This window comes from Rhodanobacter sp. GW835-FHT13D09 (assembly GCF_058793995.1).
Genome location: NZ_JBXAGL010000003.1, coordinates 1 through 17,183 on the forward strand (window position 1 = coordinate 1; position 17,183 = coordinate 17,183).

Sequence of the window (17,183 nt, forward strand, 5' to 3'; positions counted from 1 at the left end):
TCCTTGGCCAAATCGATGGCTATGGCAGTAAGCTTTTTCATGGGCTCGCCCTCGCGTGACTGTGCTGGTAGCACTAGCTCACCACCACTGGCACCTCGATGCCTGAATGCGCGGGGGCGAGTCCACGCGATTACGAAGCTGGCACCGTACCGGACTCCGGTTGCGTAGACACCGGGATCAGGCGCCGGCCAGTTGCGCCTGCACTTCGTTGATCGAATCGCGGATGCGCCTGCTGAAGATCGAATCGTCATGGTGGATCAGCAGCAGGTGTTCGGTGGCGCGGGTCATCGCCACGTAAAGCAGGCGTGCTTCATCGGCCTCGCTCTGGCCTTCCTTGGGCAGGCCGCCGATGCCGGGGACGATCACGAACGGGAATTCCAGGCCCTTGCTGGAATGCATGGTCACCAGCTTCACGCTGTCGCCGACCACGAACAGGGCCTGCTTGCCGGCGTTGTCGGCGAGGCGGCTGGGAATGTCCAGGCGCTGGAGCACCTCGTGCAGTTTTTCGCCCTCCCACTGGTTGCGGTAGATCACCGCCATGTCGGACCAGGGGCGGCCGTGGGCGTGCTCGTCGCGCAGCCGGGCGATCAGCACATCCATCTGCGCACGGGCGGTATCGGTGCGCACCAGCTCGGGCACGGCGCCGCGGCGGCCGGCGCTTTGCGGCTCGACCAGCGGCACGCCATCGCCGTCGGCGTCGTCGCTGCGCGAGGCGAGCAGGTCCTGCGCGAAGGCGCGCGCGACCGAGAGGATTTCCAGCGTGTTGCGATAGTTGAGCTTGAGAATGGTGGTGCGGCCCTGCGCCTGCACGCCGAGGCTTTTCCAGCTGATCCTGCGCCGGTTCGGATTGCCGTAGATGTTCTGCGCGTCGTCGTACAGCACCAGCAGCGAGTTGGTATGCGGATCGATCATCTGCACGATCAGCTTGTACCAGTCCGGCTCGAAGTCGTGACCTTCGTCGACCAGCACGGCGCCGTACTGGGCCCGCGGAATCTGGCCGCGATCCACGCCGGCGATCACCGCCGGCGGCAGCGCGTCGATGAAGGCCTTGCCGCTGCCCGGCGGCAGCGGCTCGTGGTAGGCCACCAGCATCTTGCGGCACCACTTGTGGAAGTTGTAGACCTGCACCTTCTCGCCGAGGCCGCGTTCGCCGATCAGCTGTTCCAGCCGGGCCGCCAGCGTCTTGTTGTAGCAGAGCACCAGGATCGGCTTCGACATTTCGCGCGCCAGCTGCATCGCGCGAAAACCCAGGATCATCGTCTTGCCGGAACCGGCGACGCCGTGGATGATCCGGTGCTCGCCGCCGATCGAGCGCGCCAGCTGCTCCTGCTGCGCGTCCATCACCTTGACCAGGTCGGGAATTTCCAGTGGCCGCACCGCGGCATCGGTGGGCCCGAACAGGCCGAACTGGCCGCTGCCGGCCTCCACCCGCAGCTCGGGGAACAGGTGCCAGCGCACGCGATCGATCTGCGGCAGGGTCAGCGCCACCGGATACACCTGCGGAAACATCGCCCACAGCCGCTGCTGGAACGCCTCGGCCTCGACCGTCTCGTACAGCTCGTCGCGGCAGATCACCAGATGCTCGGGCAGCACTTCGCCCAGGCTGCCCTCGTCGAACTGCTTGCGGGTGATGTTGGCCAGCACCACGCCCCAGCCCCACGGCATGATCAGCTTGCCGGCATAGCGCGAGCTTTCCGGATGACGCAGCGCGGGGTCGCGTTCCAGCACCACGCCGATTTCCAGTGCGTAGGCGCGTGCCTGCAGCAGCGGATTGTTCTCCCTGGCCAGGCCGCGCTCGGTGACCAGGGTGAACTGGGTGCTGTCGGCGTGGCGGATGGTGTCGGCCTTCCAGTCCTTCACCTCCAGCACCAGCAGGCCGCGGCGCGGGTGGAACACCACGAAATCCGGATGGCGCTGTTTCAGCCCGACCGGCACGTCGTACCACAGCAGGTAGTCGTCCTCGAGCTTCTGTTCCAGCCGTTCGGAGACGCGTTTCTCGCCGCCGGTCATGCGCGGCAGACAGCTGTTGCGGGTCGGGATGAGTGTTGCCACAGGCGCCCCTGGCTGACGTTACCGGGTGACGTTAGCCGATAGGGTGACGCTGTCAATGCTGGTTGACGGCGCGCAGCTACGCCCAGCGCGACAACTGCTCCGGCGCCACGTCCATGCGCCGGCAGGCACGGGCGGCGATGCCGTCCTTCAGGGCGGCACGGAATACCGGCGCAATCGACCACAGCGCGTGCGCCGCCAGCTGCGCCTGCCGGTGTTGCCATGGCGTGTGGCCCAGCAGCGCGGCCGCCCAATCTGGCAGCAGGGCGTGGCCGGCGTACAGGAACAGGTCGCGCGACAGCCCGGCCGCCGGCACCGGCAGGTGCACCTGCGCCAGCAGGCCGAGCACCACGCGTGAGCGTGAGGTGTACATCAGCTCGGGCCGGATGCGCCGGAAGTAGTTGGCGACGTCGCGCTCGGATGCGGGTACGTCGCGTGCACCCAGCGCTTCGGCGATCCGCCGCACCTCGCCGTAGTAGCGGTCGCCCGCACCGGCCGGCAGCGCCGCGTGGCCGTAGCGGCGGTAGCCCTGCAGGAAGCAGTAAGCCTCGCTGACGTGCACCCAGGTCAGCAGGTCGGGATCGTCCGCCGCGTAGGGGCGCCCGTCCTCGCCATGCCCGGTGATCTGCAGGTGGATCTGCCGCACGTGCTCGATCAGTGCCTCGGCCTGCGCCCGCGGCGCGTAGGTGGTGCCGCCCACGAACGCGGTGGTACGGCGCAGCCGTCCGACCAGGTCGCCGCGGAAGTTGGAGTGATCCCACACCCCGGCCAGCGCCAGCGGGTGCAGGGTCTGCAGGGTCAGCGCGGCGAGGCCGCCGGCCAGCATGCCGGGGAAATCCGCGTGCACGCGCCAGGTCGCGCTGTGCGGCCCGAACAGGCCGGGGTCGCCGCGCGGATGGTCGTAGTCGGGGCCGCCGTTTTCGGTGCGCGGGAAGGCCTTGAGCACCCAGCGACGGATCGGTTCGCGGGCGGGCCGGGTCAGCAGGTCGAGGGGCGAAGGCATGCCGCCAGTCTAGCGTTCCGCCAGTTGGGAGTTTGATTTGGACGTCCATTGTGTTACAAATGGCGCCATGCACTCCGCCACCACCCGCCTGTATTTCTGGTTTTACGGCTATCCGAAGCCAACGGCGGCGGCGCGGGCGCGATCGTTTTGAACTGATCGACACAACCACACCGAACCGCCACCACCGGCGGTTTTTTTATGGCCGCCACCTGAAAAATCTCCAGGAGAGCCGCCATGCACGCCACCGACGACCTGCGCATCCGCGCCATCACCCGCCTCAGCACGCCGGCCGAGGTCATGCGCGACTGCGCGACCAGCGAAACCGCGATGGCCACCGTGGATGCCTCGCGCCAGGCGCTGCACGGCATCCTCGCCGGCAGCGACGACCGTCTCGCGGTGGTGATCGGACCCTGCTCGATCCACGACACCCGCGCTGCGCTGGAATACGCCGGCCGGCTGGCGCCGCTGCGCCGCGAGCTGGGCGACGCGCTGGAGATCGTGATGCGGGTGTACTTCGAGAAGCCGCGCACCACGGTGGGCTGGAAGGGGCTGATCAACGATCCCGACCTGGACGGCAGCTTCCAGATCGACAAGGGCCTGCGCATCGCCCGCGGCCTGCTGCGTGACATCAACGCATTGGGCGTGCCGGCCGGTTGCGAGTTCCTCGACATGATCACGCCGCAGTACATTGCCGACCTGGTGGCATGGGGCGCGATCGGTGCGCGCACCACCGAGAGCCAGGTGCATCGCGAGCTGGCCTCGGGATTGTCCTGCCCGGTCGGTTTCAAGAACGGCACCGACGGCAACGTGAAGATCGCGGTGGATGCGGTGCAGGCCGCGTCGCAGCCGCACCATTTCATGGCGGTGACCAAGGACGGCCAGGCCGCCATCGCTGCTACCAGCGGCAACGGCGACTGCCACGTGATCCTGCGCGGGGGCAAGGTGCCGAACTACGACGCGGCCAGCGTCGATGCCGCCTGCGCCGTGATCGGCAAGGCCGGCCTGGCCGGGCGGGTGATGATCGACGTCAGCCATGCCAACAGCGGCAAGAAGCCGGAGAACCAGCCGCGGGTGGCCGAAGAGATCGCCGCGCGGATCGCTGTCGGCGAGCGGCGCATCCTCGGCGTGATGGTGGAGAGTCACCTGCTCGGCGGCCGCCAGGAACTGCAGCCGGGCCAGCCGCTGCGCTACGGCCAGAGCATCACCGACGGCTGCATCGACTGGGACAGCTCGGTGCAGATGCTGCAGCAGCTGGCACAGGCGGTGCGCCAGCGCCGGCAGGCCGATGCCGACGCGCCCCTGCCTTCCGCGGAGGAGATCGCCGCCTGAGTCAGCCTTCCAGCCGTGCGTCCAGGGTGATTTCGGCCTTCAGCACCTTGGATACCGGGCAGGCCAGCTTGGTCGCCTGCGCGATGCGGTCGAAGGTGGCTGCGTCGATGCGCGGCACCTTGGCCCGGCAGGCCAGTTCCACCGTGGTGATGCTGAAGCCGTCGCCGTCCTTGAGCAGGGTCACCACCGCGTCGGTGTCGATGCTGACGGGGGTGAAGCCCGCGCTGCCCAGCCCCAGCGACAGCGCCATCGAGTAGCAGCCGGCGTGCGCCGCGCCGATCAGCTCCTCCGGACTGGTGCCGGGGCCGTCGGCGAAGCGTGACTTGAAGCCATAGGGCGCCTCGCGCAGTACACCGGACTGGGACGACATCGTGCCCTGGCCTTCGGTGATGCTGCCGGACCAGTGGGCGGACGAGTATTTCTTCATGGGGTACTCCTGTGCGGTGGCTGGTGGACGGGTGCGCAGCATGCCGGGTGGTCCATGCAGTCCGCGCGAACGAACCGGTACCGGGGCTTCACGCGTGGCCGCCCGCTCTGGCCGTATGCTTGTCCCTCGCCTTTCGACCCGGAGCCCGTATGCCCTTTGCCATCCAGCACGATCGCAACGCCCACCGTTTCCACACTGAGGTGGATGGCGTGCAATCCGTACTCGACTACACGCTGGCGTCCAACGTCATGACGATCGTCCATACTGGCGTACCAGCTGAAGTGGGCGGCCGCGGCATTGCCTCGGCCCTGGTGGAGGCGGCATTGACTGCGGCCCGCGCCGAGGGCTGGAAGGTGGTGCCAGCCTGTTCGTACGTGGCGGCATGGATGCCGCGGCATCCGGCATACCACGACCTGCTCGGCTGAGCCGCTGACGCGGAGACGCGCATGGACAAATCCTCGGCAGTGACGGCATCGGGCGCAACGAAGCCGCGTGGCTGGCGGCCATGGCGTTTCGTGAAGGGCCGGCCATGGATGGTCGCGGCGCTGGCCATCCTCGTCATCAGCATGGTGGCGTTGTCGGGCTTTGGCATGCGCCTGACCACGGCGTTGCTGCTCGGCTTCGACCTGGCCGCGGTGGTCTACCTCGGCAGCCTGGCGCGCCTGTTCAATCGGGCCACGCCGGACCACATGCGCAGCCGGGCGCAGATGCTGGATATCGGGCGCTGGGGCGTGCTGTGGAGTGGCGTGCTGTTGTCCGCGGTGGTGCTGGCCGCGCTGGGCAACGAATTGCATGCGGCCAAGGGTGGCGGCATGCCGGCGCTGGCGATCGGCGTGTTCAGCGTGGTCCTCAGCTGGCTGTTCCTCAACATGATGTTCGCGCTGCACTATGCGCATGGCTACTACGGCGATCTCGGCGGCAAGCATGCCGGTCTGGAATTTCCCGATACACCCAGGCCCGACTACTGGGATTTCGCCTACTTCTCGATCGTGATCGGCATGACCTTCCAGGTCTCCGACGTGCAGATCACCAGCAAGTACCTGCGCCGCGTGGTGCTGCTGCACAGCGTGATCTCGTTCTTCTTCAACGTGTTCATCATCGCGATCACGGTGAACATCGTGGCCGGGCAGGGCGGTTGAGCTGCGGCAGGTAACCGGCGACCGGCTGGCGGCGAAGGAAGCGAGGGGCGGCGTGGCCGTTTCCTTTTCCTTCTCCCGAGGAGCTACCGATGAACGCACGACTTGCCGCTCTCCTCGCCGCCGCCATCGCCTGCGGCCTTGCCACTGCGTCCGCGTTCGCGCAGGACGCGATGGCTGCCAGTTCCAGCACGGCGATGGCGCACGACGCCATGCAGAAAACCTCCATGAAGCACGACGGCATGAAGCCTGACGCGATGAAGAAGGGCGCCATGAAACACGACGCCATGAAGCCTGCTGCGATGAAGGGCGACGCCATGAAAGGCGAGGCGATGAAGTCCGGCGGCTGAGCGCCCGCCGCCGGCAGGCGGAGCTGGGAGCTGCCGGCGGCTTTTGCCGCGTGCCACGGTGGCGGATACTTGGCCGGTTTCCGCTGCAGGTCGCCACGCCATGGATACGTCATTCGCCAGCCGGCTCGGCATCGAGCATCCGCTGATCCAGGCTCCGATGTCCGGTTCGACGCCGCCGGCGCTGGTGGCTGCCGTATCGAACGCGGGTGCGCTGGGTGCGCTTGGCGCCGGCTACCTCGAGCCGCAGGCGATCCTTGACCAGGCAGCGCAGATCCGCATGCTCGGCGACCGGCCCTATGCGATCGGCCTGTTCGTGCTGCCGGACGAGTTCGAGGCCGACATGGCCGCGGTGGCGAAGGCGCGCGGGCAGCTCGATGCGCTGATGGCGCGCGAAGGCCTCGACGTGCGTACCAGCCTGCCGTCGCGGTGGGCGCCGCGTTTCTCCGAGCAGTTCGCCGCGCTGAGCGAGGCGCGTCCGGCGGTGGCGATATTCGCGTTCGGGGTGATCAGCCCGACGCAACTACGCGAGCTGCGCCGGCGCGACATCCAGGTCATCGGCACCGCCACCACGGTGGCCGAGGCGCGCGCCTGGGCCGACGCCGGCGCCGACGCGGTGTCCATGCAGGGCGCCGAGGCCGGCGGCCATCGCGGCAGCTTCCTGCACGAGGCCGAGGACGCGATGATCGGCCTGTTCGCGTTGCTGCCGCTGGCCGTGCGCGCGGTCGACATTCCGGTGATCGCCGCCGGCGGCATCATGGATGGCCGTGGCATGCTGGCGGCGGAAGTGCTTGGCGCGGCGGCCAGCCAGCTCGGCACCGCCTTCCTCACCTGCCCGGAGTGTTCGGCCGCCGAGGCATGGAAGCGGGACCTGCCGCGCACGGAGGAACACCGGGTCGTCACCATCCGCGGCTTTTCCGGCCGCGCCGCCCGCGGCCTGCGCAACCGCTTCGTCGAGGCGATGCCCGCGGCGGCGCAGGACCTGCCGTATCCGGTGCTGAATGCGCTCACCGCGCCGCTGCGGCGCGCCGCAGCGGCGGCGGGCCGGGGCGACCTGCTGTCCGAATGGTGCGGCCAGGCCGCCGCCCTGGTGCGTCCGCAACCGGCCGCCGAACTGGTGGCGCGGTTGATGCACGAGTACCGGCTGGCCAGGCGCGCGCTGGCGCATTGAACGAGCATGCCCGGGGCCGGCCGGCGTCTTGACGTGCCGTTGCGGTGGGCCGGTTATACTGCAGCCGCGCCATTTTGCGCTGCGATCCCGCATCGAGGCCCGCCCTCTTGAGCACAGCCCGTAGCAACAAGGCCGTCACCACGGCCACCCTGCGCAAGTCGGTCATCGACGCGCTCGAAGAACTGAAGGCCAAGGACGTGCGCGAGATCGACGTCCGCGGCAAGACCTCCATCGCCGACCTGCTGGTGATCGCCTCCGGCACCTCGGCTCGCCACGTCAAATCCATCGCCGACGAAGTGGGCAAGTTCGCCAAGAAGGCGGGCGTGATGCCGCTGGGCGTGGAAGGCGAGACGGAGGGCGAGTGGGTGCTGGTCGACCTGGGCGACGTGATCGTCCACGTGATGCTGCCGCGCATCCGCGAGTTCTATGGCCTGGAGCGGCTGTGGACGGTGGGTGACCACGGGCACGAAATCGACGCTGCGCAAGCCGGCTGAGTCGAACCCACGGGATGCGTGCGCGCCTGATCGCGGTCGGTGAACGCATGCCCGGCTGGGTGGCGGAAGGCTTTGCCGAATACCGCAAGCGGCTGTCGCACGAGCTGCCGCTGGAACTGATCGAGCTGAAACCCGGCAACCGCGGCAAGGGCCGCGACGATGCGCGGGCGATCCAGGACGAGGGTGCGGCGATTCTCGCGGCGCTGCCGCACGACATCCATGTCGTCGCACTCGATGGCCGGGGCAAGAGCTGGTCCAGCGAGGAACTGGCCGAACAACTGACGAAGTGGCGCATGGCCGGGCGCGACCTGGCGTTCCTTGTCGGTGGCCCGGACGGCCACGCCCCCGAGGTGCTGGCGCGTGCCGACCAGCGCTGGTCGCTGGGCCCGCTGACCCTGCCGCACATGCTGGTGCGGCTGGTGCTGGCCGAGCAGCTGTATCGCGCCACCACGATCGTGGCTGGCCATCCCTATCATCGTGCCTGACTTCCCACGGAGCCCATCCGCCATGTCCTTCCAGATCCGGCAAGCCACCCTTCTCGACCTCGACACGCTGGCACCGCTGTTCGACGGTTATCGCCAGTTCTACGGCCAGCCGGCGGACCTGGCGCGGGCGCGGGATTTCCTGGCGGAGCGCTTCCACCACCGCGAGTCACTGATCCTGCTGGCGTTGGACGGGCACGGCGCGGGGCTCGGCTTCACCCAGCTGTATCCGCTGTTCTCCTCGGTGCGCACCGTGCGCACCTGGCTGCTCAACGATTTGTTCGTGGCCGCGACGGCGCGGCGGCAAGGCGTGGCGGCGGCGTTGTTGAAGGCGGCGGCGGCGCATGCGCATGCGCTGGGCGCGGCCAGCCTGTCGCTGTCCACCGCGCTGGACAACGCGCCGGCGCAGGCGCTGTACGAGTCGCTGGGCTGGCAGCGTGACCGCCAGTTCTGCGAATACAGCCTGACCTTGTGACGGCAGTGTTCCATCTCGCCTCGCAATCGCCGCGCCGGCGCCAGTTGCTGGAACAGCTCGGCGTGGATTTCGCCGTGCTCGACGTCGACGTGCCCGAGCAGCGCGCGCCCGGCGAATCGCCGCGGGACTACGTGAGCCGGGTGGCGCGCGACAAGGCACGCGCCGGCCTCGCTGCGCTGGCGCACGCGGGCGACGCGCGGGTGCTCGGCGCGGACACCGAGGTGGTGCTGGACGACGAGGTGTTCGGCAAGCCGCGCGACGCCGCCGACGCGGCGGCGATGCTGCGCCGGCTGTCCGGCCGCACGCATGCGGTGATCTCGGCGGTGTGGCTGGTCGGCGCCGGCGGCGAACAGTGCGAGGTCTGCGTGTCGCAGGTGCGCTTCGCCGCGCTGGACGAGCCGGCCATCGCCGCCTACGTCGCTACCGGCGAGCCGTTCGGCAAGGCGGGCGCGTATGCGATCCAGGGCCGCGGCGCGGCGATGGTCGCGCACCTCGACGGCAGCTACTCAGGGGTGATGGGCTTGCCGTTGTTCGAGACCGCGCGGCTGCTGCGCCGCGGCGGGATCAGCCCGGCGGGTTGATCGCCACGAACCAGGCGGTGACGGCCAGCAGGTTGTTGACGCCATGCGCCAGCATCGCCGGCCAGATCGAGCCCGAACGCAGCCGCAACCCGGCCAGCAGAACCGCCAGCAGGATCAGGTTCGGCAGCGCGTACCACTGGTATTCCAGCCCCGGCAGATGGACCAGCGCAAACAGCACCGAGCTGCCGCCCACCGCCCAACCGACCGGCCAGCGCCTGATCAGCGCCGACAGCAGCACCCCGCGGAACAGCAGTTCCTCCACCAGCGGCCCCACGCACACCACCACCAGCACCAGCGGCAGGCGCAGGCCCAGCGGGGTATGGCCGCCCAGCTGCTGGATGTCCTGGGTCACCGTGTGACCCTGGGCCAGCCAGCGGGTCAGCCATTCGCCCAGGATCGGTGCGGACAGGCCGAGCGCCACGGCCAGCGCGAAGAACAGTGGGCGGCGTGGCGCGACGAAGCCGAAGCCCGGCGGCTGCGCCAGCGACCACAGCGACGCCCACCGGCGGTGCACCAGCCACAACGTCAGCGATGCGGCCACGCCCAGGGAGAACATCGCCAGCAACGCCTGCAGCGCCGGCTGGCGCAGCACCGAAGCGCTCGCCGCTTCCAGGTCGGCCAGCGCGACATGGCCGGAAACCAATACGTCGCCGGTCGCCAGCGTCAGCAGCGCCAGCGCACCGGCGGTCAACTGCAACGCGAAATAGCCGGCGATCGCCGCGATGCCGGCCCACGGACCGGGTGCGGACGCGTCGGCGGGCGGCGTATCGGTACGGCGGATTTCCATGCGCCTCATGCCTGACGGGTTGCGGAGGAACGGGGGACCGACGCCACGGGCAGCGCGGTTCGCGACCAAGCTAGTGTCTCGCGGGCCGCACGCGCAATCCTGCCGTTCGGCAGGGATGCCGGCCTCGCTTGCGGCGGCGGATCACCCGCCGGCACCCGCGCCCGGACGCCCGCGGGATGGGCGGATCAGCCGGCGAGCATGGCCCGGCCCACGCCGAGGCAGGCCATGACCAGCAGCGCGGCCCAGCCGAGCATGCCGACCAGGTAGCCGGGGCCGCGCGTGGCGGGATCCTTCAGGTAAGCCAGCGCGTACCACACGCGGCCGACGATCCAGACCAGCCCGGCCACGCCGGCCCAGCCGCTGAAGCCGTAGTTCGCCGCCAGCCACAGGGTCGGCAGGAACATCACCGCGCTTTCCATGGTGTTCATCTGCACCCGGTAGGCACGCTCGAACGCCGGATGGCCGCTGGTCGCCGGTGCCTTGATGCCGTACTTGCCGCGGGCGTGACCGACGGTCCACATGACGCCGAACAGCAGCAGCACGGTGAGCAGGGTGACCAGGGCGGGCAGGTGGGTCATGCTGGAATCCTCGTCGATGGATGTCCAACTTTAACCGCAGCAAGTGCGTGGCGCCGCCATGGCCGACGCGTTATCGTCGCCACGCGGCACCGGGGCGCACAGCAGTCAACGAGGGGTTCCTGATGGATTGGCAAAAAGGCGGCAGCAGCAGCAACGTCGAGATCGACAGCGGTGACGGCGGTGGCCCGCGTTTTGGTGGCGGCCGCATGGGCCTGGGCGGACTGGTCATACTGGCGCTGCTGGGCTGGATCTTCTTCAAGAATCCGCTGGCGCTGCTGGACCAGGGCGGTACCCAGCCGGGAAGTCCCGCGCAGACGAGCGGGCAGCCCATCCAGGTCGATCCCCAGCAGCAGGCCTTCGTCAGTGCGGTCCTGCATTCGACCGAGCAGACCTGGGGCGAGATCTTCCAGGCGCACGGGGCGACCTACGCGGATCCCAAGCTGCACCTGTTCAGCGGCGGCGTGAACACGGCCTGCGGCGGCGCCACCACGGCGGTAGGCCCGTTCTACTGCCCGGGCGACCAGAAGGTGTACCTGGACCTGGCGTTCTTCCAGCAGTTGCAGGACGAGTTGCATTCCTCCGGCGACTTCGCCCGCGCCTACGTGATCGCGCACGAGGTCGGCCATCACGTGCAGAAGCTGACCGGCGTGTTCGACAAGGTGGACGAAGCACGCCGCCGCGGTGCGCCGATGGACGGCGCCGACGGCCTCTCGGTGCGGCAGGAACTGCAGGCGGATTGCTACGCCGGCATCTGGGCCAACCACAGCCAGAAGGACCTGAACTGGCTGCAGCCGGGCGACATCGAATCGGCGCTCAACGCCGCCAGCCACATCGGCGACGACGCCTTGCAGCAGCAGGCGCAGGGCCGCGTGCGCCCGGACACGTTCACCCACGGCACCTCGGCGCAGCGGGTGAAATGGTTCAAGGCCGGCTTCGAGGGCGGCGACATCGCCCAGTGCAACACCTTCGCCGGCGAGCCATGAATTCTCAAGCAGGCAGCCGCAAGGCGACTGCCTGCTTTCAAAGCCCCTCCCCTGCCTGCAGGGGAGGGTAGGGAGGGGTAGCTCTTCTTGCCCGCTGCGCAACCGCTGCCCGCTGCCCTAGAATCCGTCTCCTGCGCGCCTCGGGGCGCCCCCGGTCGGTTCGATGGAACATCCCTGCCTGCGTTGCGGTGCCTGCTGCGCGTTCTTTCGCGTGGCGTTTCACTGGTCGGAGGCGGAAGCCTTCCTCGGCGGCAGCGTGCCGCCGGAGCTGACCGAAAAGCTTGATCCGCACCGCCTGGCGATGCGCGGCACCAACGCCGCGCAGCCGCGCTGCGTGGCCTTGCAAGGCACGGTGGGCGAGGCGGCGCATTGCGGCATCTATCCGCAGCGGCCGTCGGTGTGCCGCGAGGTACAACCGTCGTGGGAGTTCGGCACGGCCAGCCCGCAGTGCGACAAGGCGCGCCTCGCGCACGGCCTGCCGGTGCTGACGCCGGAGGACTGGCTCGACCCGTTCGACGCCGGCGAGCCGCCGTTGCCGCAGAGCGCCTGACCGCCGCTGCACGGTAGGGCGGGCACTGCCCGCCGGCTCTTGAACGCGGCTGCCCGGCGGAAATGCGGCGGGCACTGCCCGCCCTGCCGCACCTGTAGGTTCAATCGAAGCGGTAGATGTCCATCGCCAGGAAGCCCATGTCGATGCCGGCGTCGATCCGCCGCGCATGGGCATCCGCGCCGGCAGCGCCGAGCGCCACGAACAGCGGCAGCAGGTGCTCGTCGGTGGGGTGGGCGCGTTCGGCGAACGGTGCCTGGCGGCGGTAGTCGAGCAGGGCGGCGATGTCGCCCGCGGCGAGCTTGTGCTCGATCCACTCGATGAACGGCCGCACGTACGGTGCCTGCCGCTGGGCGCTGTAGCCGGCGGCGAAGTCGTGCAGGTTGTGCGTGATGCTGCCCGAGCCGATCACCAGCACGCCTTCCTCGCGCAGCGGCGCCAGCGCCTGGCCCAGTGCGTACTGGTGGGCGGGGCCGAGCGCGGGCTGGATCGAGACCGGCACCACCGGGATGTCGGCCGCCGGGTACAGCAGGTGCAGCGGCACCCATGCGCCGTGGTCGAGTCCGCGTTCGGAATCGATGAGAGGCGCCACGCCAGCCTGCTCCAGCAGCGCAGCGGTGCGTTCGGCCAGTGCCGGATCGCCGGGCGCCGGATAGCGCATCTGGTACAGCGGTGCGGGGAAGCCGCCGAAGTCGTGGATCGTCTGCGGCTGCGCCGCAGCGCCGACCTGCGGCCGGCGCGACAGCCAGTGTGCGCTGGCCATCACGATGGCACGCGGACGCGGCAGCGCGGCCGCCAGCTCGGCCAGCCGCTGGCCGGTGAGGCCGGGCTGCAGCGCGGTCATCGGCGAACCGTGCGAGATGTACAGGCTGGGCAGGGTGCTCACGGGCGGCGCTCCATGGAATTCCATCCCGCCATGATGGGGCCGTGCCCGGCTGTTTGCAGCCATCGCCGCGAGGAACGCAGCGTTGCGTGCGACGAACACCAACGGGGGGCCTCCTCCTGCAGGCGCTGCACGTTAGCCGGAAGAAGCTTGTCGGGCGGGGGAACCGGACGAGGTTCGATGGCAAGGCCGGACCTGCAGCGGGCCGTTGGCAGGCGATCCGGCCGGTACCACGCCGTTGCTTCGCCGCCATCGCCCGCACTACTTGCGACGTGGCGGCCTGCCGGCGCCGGGCCGCGGCTTGAAGCCGCCGGGCTTCTTGAAACCGCCCGGCCTGTGCGCGGGCGGTGCGCTGGTGCCGGTGTCGCTGCCGTCCCATTCGTGGATGCGCAACTGCTGCTGCACCACCCACACCTTCTTCAGGTGCTCGAACACTTCCTTCGGCATGCCATCGGGCAGGTCGATCAGGCTGTAATGGTCGCGGATGCTGAGGCGGCCGATGAACTGGCTGTCCAGGCCGGCCTCGTTGGCGATCGCGCCGATGATGTTGCCCGGCTTCACGCCGTGCTCGTGGCCGACCTCGATGCGGTAGGTGCGCTTGCCCTGCTCGGTGGCGTGCGCGCGCACCGGGCGGTGGGCGGCTTCGCGCGGCGGCGCATGCTCGTGCGCATGAGGCTTGTGCTCGCGCGGCGTGCGGACTGCGCTGTCGCGTTCGCGCGGCTTGTGCTCGCGCGCCGTCGTTTCGTGCTTCTCGCGCTTCGGTGGCGGCGCCAGCAGCAGCGGCTGGTCGCCCTGCGCGATCCGCGCCAGTGCGGCGGCGATCTCGACGGCCGGCACGTTGTGTTCCTGCTCGTACTGCTCGATCAGCTTCTGGAACTCGCCCAGGTCGCCCTGCGCCAGCATGTCGCTGATGCGCTGCTTGAACTTGCCGATGCGCACGTCGTTGACCACCTCGACCGACGGCAGCTGCATCTGCTCGATCGGTTGCCGGGTGGCGCGCTCGATCGCATGCAGCATGCCGCGCTCGCGCGGGCTGACGAACAGGATCGCCTCGCCGCTGCGCCCGGCGCGGCCGGTGCGGCCGATGCGGTGCACGTAGCTTTCGGTGTCGTACGGGATGTCGTAGTTCAGCACGTGGCTGATCCGCTCCACGTCGAGGCCGCGCGCGGCCACGTCGGTGGCGACCAGGATGTCGAGCTTGCCGTCCTTCAGCTGCTGGATCACCCGCTCGCGTTGCACCTGGGCGATGTCGCCGTTGATCGCCGCGGCGGCCAGGCCGCGCGCCTGCAGCTTGCCGGCCAGTTCCTCGGTGGCCTGCTTGGTGCGCGCGAAGATGATCATCGCGTCGAACGGCTCGGCTTCGAGAATGCGCGTCAGCGCATCGAGCTTGTGCATGCCGCTGACGAACCAGTAGCGCTGGTGGATGTTCGCCGCGGTGGTGGTGGAGGACTTGATGGTGACCTCGACCGGGTCCTTCAGGTGGCGCTGCGCGATCTTGCGGATCGGCGCGGGCATGGTTGCCGAGAACAACGCGACCTGGCGCCCTGGCGGGGTCGCCTGCAGCACCTTCTCGACGTCGTCGATGAAACCCATGCGCAGCATCTCGTCGGCTTCGTCGAGCACCAGGTATTTCAGTCCGGACAGGTCCAGCGTGCCCTTGTCCAGGTGGTCGATCACGCGGCCGGGCGTGCCGACCACGACGTGCACGCCGCGCTTGAGCGAGTGCAGCTGCGGGCCGTAGCTCTGGCCGCCGTAGATCGGCAGTACCTGCAGGCCGGGCAGGCAGCTGGCGTAGCGCTGGAACGCCTCGGCCACCTGGATCGCCAGTTCGCGGGTGGGCGCCAGCACCAGCGCCTGCGGTTTGCCGGGCTTGAGATCCAGCCGCGAAAGGATCGGCAGCGCGAACGCGGCGGTCTTGCCGGTGCCGGTCTGCGCCTGGCCGAGCACGTCGCGGCCTTCCATCAGCGGCGGGATGGTGGCGGCCTGGATCGGCGACGGCGACTCGTAGCCCACGTCGGCCAGCGCGCGCAGCACGTTCGGATCCAGCCCGAGCGCGGTGAAGCCGGCGGCAGCCGGGGCAGAGTCGGAAGACGGGGATGACATCGGGGGGAACCTCGGGATGGCACGCCGGCCGGCGTGCAGGAGAATGAGGGTTATTGTAGCAGTCCGCGGGCACCCGGCCCGCGGCGTAATGCGTTCAAGACACAGGAGATTCGGGCATGGCGAAGCGTCTGGTGGGCAAGGTCGCACTGGTGACGGGTGCATCCTCGGGGATCGGCGAGGCGACCGCGATCGCGCTGGCCGAGGAAGGCGCCCGCGTGGCGGTGACGGCACGCCGCCGGGACCGCCTGGAGGAGCTCGCCGTGCGGCTCGCCGGGCTGAGCGCCGAACCGCTGGTGCTGGAGGCCGACCTGCTCGACGAAACGCAGGCGCAGCGCGTGGTGCACGAGACCGAAGCGCACTTCGGACGTCTGGACGTCCTCGTCAACAACGCCGGCGTGATGTACCTGGAGCCGGTGGCCGAGGCCGACCTCGGTCGCTGGCGGCAGATGCTGGAGCTCAACGTGCTCAGCCTGATCGCCTCGACCCAGGCGGCGCTGGCGGGCATGACGGCGCGCGGCGACGGCCACATCGTCAATATTTCCTCCACCGCCGGGCGCATCGCCAACCCCAACGCGGCCGCCTACTCGGCGACCAAGTTCGGCGTCGTCGCGTTCTCCGAGGCGTTGCGGCGCGAGGTGTACCGGCACGGCATCCGCGTCAGCGTGATCGAGCCGGGCGTGGTGCAGACCGAACTGCGCGACCATATCGGCCATGCTGCGACCAGGGACGCACTCAACGCCTGGGCCGACGGCATGCGCCAGCTGCAATCGCGCGACGTGGCCGAGGCGATCGCGTTCTGCGTGACGCGTCCGCCGCACGTCAACATCAACGAGATCCTGATGCGGCCTACCGACCAGGAGCGCTGAACGTCGCCTCGCGCCGGCGCGCCCGGCCGGGCGGTTTATGATCGGCATTGGCGTTGGTCCGGGCGGGTGGCGATGAACGGCATCGAGATTCTTTCCGAGCAGGTCTGCTTCGGCGGCGTGCAGGGCTTCTATCGGCACGCGTCGATGAGTTGCGCGGGGCCGATGCGCTTCGCCGTGTACCAGCCGCCGCAGGCGGCGCGGCGCGAATGCCCCGTGCTGTACTACCTGGCGGGGCTCACCTGCACCGAGGAAACCGCCACGATCAAGGCCGGCGCGCAGCGGCTGGCCGCCGAGCTGGGCCTGGTGCTGGTGATGCCCGACACCAGCCCGCGCGGCACCGGTATCGACGGCGCCACCGGCGACTGGGAGTTCGGCGAGGGCGCGGGTTTCTATGTCGATGCCACCGCGACGCCGTGGTCGGCGCGCTTCCGCATGCACAGTTACGTGGCGGAGGAACTGCCCGCGCTGATCGGCGCACGGTTCCCGGTGGACACCACCCGCAGCGGCCTGTGCGGCCACTCGATGGGCGGGCACGGCGCACTGACCATCGCGCTTAAGCATCCCGCGCGCTACCGCTCGGTGTCGGCGTTCGCGCCGATCGTGGCGCCCAGCCAGGTGCCATGGGGCCGCAAGGCACTGCCGCGCTATCTCGGCGACGATCCGGCGGCGTGGGCCGGCTACGACGCCTGCGAGCTGGTGCGGCGGCAGACCTTTCCCGGCACCATCCTGATCGACCAGGGCGAGGCCGACCGGTTCCTCGAAGCGCAGCTGAAACCCGAGCTGTTCGACCAGGCCTGCGCCGAAGCAGGGCAGCCGCTGCTGCTGCGCCGGCAGGCCGGCTACGACCACAGCTACTGGTTCATCGCCAGCTTCATCGACGACCACTTGCGCCATCACGCGGCGGCACTGGGCCTGCCGTAGCCGCCGCGAAAGGCTGCCCCG

At 69.5% G+C, this 17,183-nt stretch carries 20 protein-coding genes; 13 read left to right on the forward strand and 7 right to left on the reverse strand.

All coding sequences use genetic code 11. From position 1 onward, the window contains the following. Positions 1–177: 177 nt before the first annotated feature. Together AC1Q5A_RS05425 and AC1Q5A_RS05430 are read right to left on the reverse strand one after the other, a co-directional pair. The gene (locus AC1Q5A_RS05425; protein ID WP_492699691.1) at positions 178–2,010 is read right to left on the reverse strand and encodes a 3'-5' exonuclease; all 1,833 of its coding nucleotides are present in this window, start codon (positions 2,008–2,010) and stop codon (positions 178–180) included. 118 nt (positions 2,011–2,128) lie between these two features. Beyond that, on the reverse strand, positions 2,129–3,052 hold the full coding sequence (locus AC1Q5A_RS05430; RefSeq protein WP_492699081.1) for an oxygenase MpaB family protein: 924 nt from the start codon (positions 3,050–3,052) through the stop codon (positions 2,129–2,131). Between the two features lie 234 nt (positions 3,053–3,286). On the opposite strand from AC1Q5A_RS05430, the gene AC1Q5A_RS05435 reads away from it, so the two are divergent. Further along, a complete protein-coding gene (locus AC1Q5A_RS05435) occupies positions 3,287–4,381 on the forward strand; it encodes a 3-deoxy-7-phosphoheptulonate synthase (protein WP_492699083.1) in 1,095 nt (364 codons plus the stop codon). Between the two features lies 1 nt (position 4,382). Here AC1Q5A_RS05435 and AC1Q5A_RS05440 read toward each other — a convergent pair whose 3' ends face one another. Further along, positions 4,383–4,808, reverse strand: a complete 426-nt coding sequence (locus AC1Q5A_RS05440) for an OsmC family protein (protein WP_492699085.1) — start codon at positions 4,806–4,808, stop codon at positions 4,383–4,385. A 149-nt stretch (positions 4,809–4,957) separates the two neighbouring features. Here AC1Q5A_RS05440 and AC1Q5A_RS05445 point away from each other — a divergent pair, with 149 nt between their 5' ends. The 8 genes from AC1Q5A_RS05445 (at position 4,958) to AC1Q5A_RS05480 (ending at position 9,494) form a co-directional block, all read left to right on the forward strand. Beyond that, a complete protein-coding gene (locus AC1Q5A_RS05445; RefSeq protein WP_492699087.1) occupies positions 4,958–5,233 on the forward strand; it encodes a GNAT family N-acetyltransferase in 276 nt (91 codons plus the stop codon). Positions 5,234–5,254: 21 nt separating this feature from the next. Then, positions 5,255–5,947 (forward strand): DUF1345 domain-containing protein, encoded by a 693-nt coding sequence (locus AC1Q5A_RS05450; protein ID WP_492699089.1) that lies wholly within the window; start codon positions 5,255–5,257, stop codon positions 5,945–5,947. A gap of 89 nt (positions 5,948–6,036) precedes the next feature. Then, on the forward strand, positions 6,037–6,294 hold the full coding sequence (locus tag AC1Q5A_RS05455) for a pentapeptide MXKDX repeat protein (RefSeq protein ID WP_492699090.1): 258 nt from the start codon (positions 6,037–6,039) through the stop codon (positions 6,292–6,294). Positions 6,295–6,394: 100 nt separating this feature from the next. Continuing rightward, positions 6,395–7,462, forward strand: coding sequence for an NAD(P)H-dependent flavin oxidoreductase (locus AC1Q5A_RS05460; RefSeq protein WP_492699091.1), 1,068 nt, complete (start codon positions 6,395–6,397; stop codon positions 7,460–7,462). 107 nt (positions 7,463–7,569) lie between these two features. Next, complete coding sequence (gene rsfS, locus AC1Q5A_RS05465; RefSeq protein ID WP_082823587.1) at positions 7,570–7,956, forward strand: ribosome silencing factor; 387 nt, start codon at positions 7,570–7,572, stop codon at positions 7,954–7,956. 14 nt (positions 7,957–7,970) lie between these two features. Beyond that, positions 7,971–8,441 carry a 23S rRNA (pseudouridine(1915)-N(3))-methyltransferase RlmH gene (gene rlmH / locus AC1Q5A_RS05470; protein WP_492699092.1) on the forward strand — a complete coding sequence of 157 codons (471 nt, stop codon included), beginning with the start codon at positions 7,971–7,973 and terminating at the stop codon, positions 8,439–8,441. Positions 8,442–8,463: 22 nt separating this feature from the next. Beyond that, on the forward strand, positions 8,464–8,913 hold the full coding sequence (locus AC1Q5A_RS05475; protein ID WP_492699094.1) for a GNAT family N-acetyltransferase: 450 nt from the start codon (positions 8,464–8,466) through the stop codon (positions 8,911–8,913). Between the two features lie 5 nt (positions 8,914–8,918). Next, the gene (locus AC1Q5A_RS05480) at positions 8,919–9,494 is read left to right on the forward strand and encodes a Maf family protein (protein WP_492699095.1); all 576 of its coding nucleotides are present in this window, start codon (positions 8,919–8,921) and stop codon (positions 9,492–9,494) included. Here the strand turns inward: AC1Q5A_RS05480 and AC1Q5A_RS05485 are convergent. Together AC1Q5A_RS05485 and AC1Q5A_RS05490 are read right to left on the reverse strand one after the other, a co-directional pair. Next, positions 9,478–10,281 carry a CPBP family intramembrane glutamic endopeptidase gene (locus AC1Q5A_RS05485; RefSeq protein WP_492699097.1) on the reverse strand — a complete coding sequence of 268 codons (804 nt, stop codon included), beginning with the start codon at positions 10,279–10,281 and terminating at the stop codon, positions 9,478–9,480. The two genes, AC1Q5A_RS05480 and AC1Q5A_RS05485, sit on opposite strands and share 17 nt — an antisense overlap. A 185-nt stretch (positions 10,282–10,466) precedes the next feature. Then, complete coding sequence (locus tag AC1Q5A_RS05490; RefSeq protein ID WP_492699099.1) at positions 10,467–10,859, reverse strand: MAPEG family protein; 393 nt, start codon at positions 10,857–10,859, stop codon at positions 10,467–10,469. A gap of 122 nt (positions 10,860–10,981) precedes the next feature. Here AC1Q5A_RS05490 and ypfJ point away from each other — a divergent pair, with 122 nt between their 5' ends. Both ypfJ and AC1Q5A_RS05500 read left to right on the forward strand, forming a co-directional pair. Beyond that, positions 10,982–11,842, forward strand: coding sequence for a KPN_02809 family neutral zinc metallopeptidase (gene ypfJ / locus AC1Q5A_RS05495; protein ID WP_492699100.1), 861 nt, complete (start codon positions 10,982–10,984; stop codon positions 11,840–11,842). Between the two features lie 163 nt (positions 11,843–12,005). Then, the gene (locus tag AC1Q5A_RS05500) at positions 12,006–12,392 is read left to right on the forward strand and encodes a YkgJ family cysteine cluster protein (RefSeq protein WP_492699102.1); all 387 of its coding nucleotides are present in this window, start codon (positions 12,006–12,008) and stop codon (positions 12,390–12,392) included. 100 nt (positions 12,393–12,492) lie between these two features. Here the strand turns inward: AC1Q5A_RS05500 and AC1Q5A_RS05505 are convergent, their stop codons facing one another. After that, positions 12,493–13,275 (reverse strand): dioxygenase family protein, encoded by a 783-nt coding sequence (locus AC1Q5A_RS05505; protein ID WP_492699104.1) that lies wholly within the window; start codon positions 13,273–13,275, stop codon positions 12,493–12,495. Positions 13,276–13,533: 258 nt separating this feature from the next. After that, positions 13,534–15,375, reverse strand: coding sequence for a DEAD/DEAH box helicase (locus AC1Q5A_RS05510; RefSeq protein ID WP_492699106.1), 1,842 nt, complete (start codon positions 15,373–15,375; stop codon positions 13,534–13,536). Between the two features lie 116 nt (positions 15,376–15,491). Here AC1Q5A_RS05510 and AC1Q5A_RS05515 point away from each other — a divergent pair, with 116 nt between their 5' ends. Further along, on the forward strand, positions 15,492–16,241 hold the full coding sequence (locus AC1Q5A_RS05515; RefSeq protein WP_492699108.1) for an SDR family oxidoreductase: 750 nt from the start codon (positions 15,492–15,494) through the stop codon (positions 16,239–16,241). A gap of 72 nt (positions 16,242–16,313) precedes the next feature. Beyond that, complete coding sequence (gene fghA, locus AC1Q5A_RS05520) at positions 16,314–17,162, forward strand: S-formylglutathione hydrolase (protein ID WP_492699110.1); 849 nt, start codon at positions 16,314–16,316, stop codon at positions 17,160–17,162. Positions 17,163–17,183: the final 21 nt, after the last annotated feature.